General features: G+C 69.6%; 5 protein-coding genes and 1 other RNA gene. 5 read left to right on the top strand and 1 reads right to left on the bottom strand.

The features are described from left to right. The coding region (locus ACFE77_RS16135; RefSeq protein ID WP_375422666.1) for an alpha/beta hydrolase at window positions 1-464 on the bottom strand (464 nt) is incomplete at its 3' end. Window positions 465-602: 138 nt separating this feature from the next. Here ACFE77_RS16135 and ACFE77_RS16140 point away from each other — a divergent pair. The 5 genes from ACFE77_RS16140 to ACFE77_RS16160 form a co-directional block, all read left to right on the top strand. Further along, the gene (locus ACFE77_RS16140; protein WP_375422670.1) at window positions 603-1,628 is read left to right on the top strand and encodes a cysteine desulfurase family protein; all 1,026 of its coding nucleotides are present in this window, start codon (window positions 603-605) and stop codon (window positions 1,626-1,628) included. After that, window positions 1,625-2,707, top strand: a complete 1,083-nt coding sequence (locus tag ACFE77_RS16145) for a cysteine desulfurase family protein (protein ID WP_375422667.1) — start codon at window positions 1,625-1,627, stop codon at window positions 2,705-2,707. The genes ACFE77_RS16140 and ACFE77_RS16145 overlap by 4 nt, the downstream gene beginning before the upstream one ends. Next, window positions 2,704-3,018: a 2Fe-2S iron-sulfur cluster-binding protein gene (locus tag ACFE77_RS16150; protein ID WP_375422668.1), complete on the top strand. Its 315-nt coding sequence runs from the start codon at window positions 2,704-2,706 to the stop codon at window positions 3,016-3,018. The genes ACFE77_RS16145 and ACFE77_RS16150 overlap by 4 nt, the downstream gene beginning before the upstream one ends. 39 nt (window positions 3,019-3,057) lie before the next feature. Continuing rightward, window positions 3,058-3,155: signal recognition particle sRNA small type (gene ffs / locus ACFE77_RS16155), an RNA gene on the top strand. Window positions 3,156-3,305: 150 nt separating this feature from the next. Beyond that, on the top strand, window positions 3,306-3,775 hold a 470-nt coding region (locus tag ACFE77_RS16160; RefSeq protein ID WP_375422669.1), incomplete at its 3' end, for an AAA family ATPase.

The following is a 3,775-nucleotide window of genomic DNA, read 5'->3' on the forward strand; positions in this document are numbered from 1 at the left end:
TCGCCCTGGATGATGATCCCTGACGAGGGGCACGGCGCCAGGAAGGTGAAGTCGTACATGTTCGCGGGCGGCGCGATCGAGATGAAGCCGCGGATCTCGGGGCGGCGCATCAGCAACTGCATGCCGATCCACGCACCGAAGCTGACGCCGGCGATCCAGGTGGTCGACGCCTCGGGATGGAAGCTTTGCACCCAGTCGAGCGCGCTCGCCGCGTCTGACAGCTCGCCGACGCCGTTGTCGAACGTCCCCTGGCTCTTGCCGACCCCGCGGAAGTTGAACCGCAGCGTCGCGAACCCGCGCCGTTGGAAGGTCTTGTAGAGTTCCTGGACGATGCGGTTGTTCATCGTGCCGCCCGACGACGGGTGCGGATGAAGGATCATCGCCACGGGTGCGCGGGGGCGGGGAGCGGGGGCGAAACGCCCTTCGAGGCGGCCTTCTGGGCCGGGAAAGATTACTTCGGGCATGGGTCTCGCGGATCGGCTTTGGACGCGCTGGTGCAGCACGCTCGGTTGCGCGCTATATAGGCGCAGCACGATTTCACGCAATTGGGACCGTTTCCGCTGACCGACCGCCTGTATCTGGACCATGCCGCGACCACGCCGATGACCCCCGCCGCTCGCGCTGCGGTGGCGGAGGGTATGGCGATGTGGGCGAATCCGTCGTCGCCGCATGCGGAGGGACGCGCCGCGCGTGCGGCGATCGAGCGGGCGCGTGCGGGGATCGCGGCGTCCTATGGCTGGACGGGCGAGACGATCCTGACGAGCGGTGCCAGCGAATCGCTCGCAATCGCGCTCGGGCGATCGATCGTGGCGCGGCGGGTCGTCAGCGCAGTGGAGCATGACGCGTCGTTCCGTGCGGCGCCGGACGCGACGACGATGGGGGTGGGGCAGGACGGGCTGGTCGATCTCGCGGTGCTCGAACGATCGTCGCAGGGCGCGATCGTCGCGGTGCAGTGGGCGAACAGCGAAACCGGGGTGCGCCAGCCGATCGCGCGGATCGCCGAAGTGGTTCATGCGGCGGGCGGGCTGTTGCTGGTCGATGCGGCGCAGATGCCGGCGGGCTGTGACGATAACGTCATGGCGCATGCGGATTTCGTCGCGGTGTCGGCGCACAAGCGCGGGGGCCCGCCCGGCATCGGCGCGCTGCTGGTGCGCGATCTCGCCACCCTGGCGCCGAGCGGTGGGCAGGAACGCGGCTATCGGTCGGGAACCGAAAATCTGCCGGCGGCGCTCGGCTATGCGGCGGCGCTTGCGCAGCCTGAAGATATCGATGCGATGACGCGGCTCCGCGTTCGGCTTGACGATTCGATCGTACGATCGGGCGGGGTCGTCGTCGCCGCCGAGCAGGCGCGGCATCCCGCGATCGGCAGCTACCGACTGCCGGGCGTCGCGGCGACGACCCAGCTCATCCGGCTCGACATGGCGGGCTTCGCGGTGTCGGCAGGCAGCGCGTGCAGTTCGGGGAGCATGAAGCCGAGCCATGTGCTCGCGGCGATGGGGTGGAGCGAGGCGGCGTCGCGCGAAGTGATCCGCGTCAGCTTCGGGCGGACCACGACAGAGCGGGATGTCGAGGCGTTCATCGTCGCGTGGCGGACGATGGCGCGCGCGGTCCGGACGTTCGCGGCATGACCTATCTGGATTATCAGGCGACAACGCCGCTCGCGCCCGAAGCACTCGCGGCGATGCTGCCGTGGCTGGAGCGGCAGCATGCGAACCCGCATTCGACGCATCGCGAAGGGCGGGCGGCGCGTGCGGCGGTCGAAGTGGCGCGGGACCAGGTCGCCGCAGCGATGCCCGCAGGTGGAACGCTGTCCTTCACCAGCGGAGCGACCGAGGCGCTCAACTGGGCGATCAAAGGGGTCGAAGGGCCGATCGTCACGCTGGCGACCGAGCATGCCGCGGTGCTCGATACCGTGGCGGCGACCGGTCGGGCGGTGACGATATTGCCGGTCGGGCACGACGGCCTGGTCGATCTCGACGCAGCACGGGCCGCGATCGTGCCCGGCGTGGGGCTCGTCGCGGCGATGCTGGTCAACAACGAGATCGGGGTGATCCAGCCGATCGCCGCGCTCGCCGATCTCGCGCATGCCGTTGGGGCGCTGTTCCTGTGCGACGCGGTGCAGGGCTATGGTCGTGTGCCCATACCCGAGCAGTGCGACATCGTCGCGATCTCCGCACACAAGATCCATGGGCCGAAGGGGATCGGGGCGCTCTGGACGCGTGCGGGCGTGCAGCCGGCGCCGCTGCTCCATGGCGGCGGGCAGGAGACGGCTGGACGGTCGGGGACGCTCTCGCCGGCGCTGTGCGCGGGGTTCGGGGTGGCTGCGGGATTGATGAGCGATCGTGGCATCGAGGATGCCGCGCATGTCGAAGCTTTGTGGGTCGCGGCGACCGCGCGGCTCGGGCCGGAATGGCGGATCAACGGGTCGGTCGAAGCGCGGTATCGCGGCAACCTCAACATAAGTCATGAGCGGCTGGATGTCGCGCGGCTGATGTCGGACCTGCGCGACGTCGCGTTCTCGGCGGGGTCCGCATGCGCGAGCGGATCGGGACGGACCAGCCATGTGCTGCGCGCGATCGGGCTCGGTGAGGCCGAGGCGCGAGGATCGATCCGGCTCGGTTTCGGGCGCTATACCGGGGTAACAGAGCTGACGGCGGCGATCGATTCGATCGTTGAGGCCGCGGCGCGCCAGCGGATTGCGGCATGATCGGCATCCGCTTCATCGCGCGGGACGGATCGGTGCGGGAGGCGACGGTCGAGGAGGGCACGAGCCTGCTCGCGGCTGCGCAGCTGGCGGACCAGCCGCTGGAGGGCACCTGCGACGGCGACATGGCGTGCGCGACCTGCCACGTGCTGATCGATCCCGCGGACTTCGCGCGGCTGCCGCGCGCGTCGGCGGCGGAGGAGGACATGCTCGATCTCGCCTATGCGACGACGCGGACCAGCCGGCTGGCGTGTCAGGTGACGCTCACGGCCGCGCTGGACGGCATGACGGTGCGGATCCCGGCGGGCAACTAGACGCATCTTGATCGGCTCGCCCGCCTCGGCCATAGGGCGCGCGGGAGTCGGGCGGACGTGGTCGTCGCCAACCCGGTCAGGTCCGGAAGGAAGCAGCCGCAACGATTTCGCCGCGGGTCGTCCCGGCTCCCACCGCGATGCGCGCCGAACGCGGCCGGCGGCGCAAAGCGCCGTCCGTCGACTCGGCTCAGCCGCGGCGCCCTACTATCCAGCAAGCCACAACCGATGCCGCTCGCCAAGCAGGCAGAGGAATGACATCGCCGCGCCCGCAGCCTATATCACCCGCAATGTCCGACTCCTTCGATCTTGGCGAACCGCCGCAGCCCGCCGCGAAGGCCGATGCCTATCGCGTGCTGGCGCGCAAATATCGCCCGCAGACCTTTTCCGAACTGATCGGGCAGGACGCAATGGTCCAGACGCTGGGGAACGCGATCAAGCGCGATCGGCTCGCGCATGCGTTCCTGATGACCGGGGTGCGCGGGGTCGGCAAGACGTCGACCGCGCGGCTGATCGCCAAGGCGCTCAACTGCATCGGCGCGGACGGGCAGGGCGGCCCGACGATCGACCCATGCGGGGTTTGCGAACCCTGCCGCGCGATCGCGGAGGGGCGGCACATCGACGTCATCGAAATGGACGCGGCGAGCCATACCGGGGTCGACGACGTCCGCGAGATCATCGACGCGTCGCGCTATGCGGCGGTGACCGCGCGGTTCAAGATCTACATCGTGGACGAGGTCCACATGCTGTCGAAGAACGC

It is taken from the genome of uncultured Sphingomonas sp. (assembly GCF_964243315.1).
GTDB lineage: Bacteria > Pseudomonadota > Alphaproteobacteria > Sphingomonadales > Sphingomonadaceae > Sphingomonas.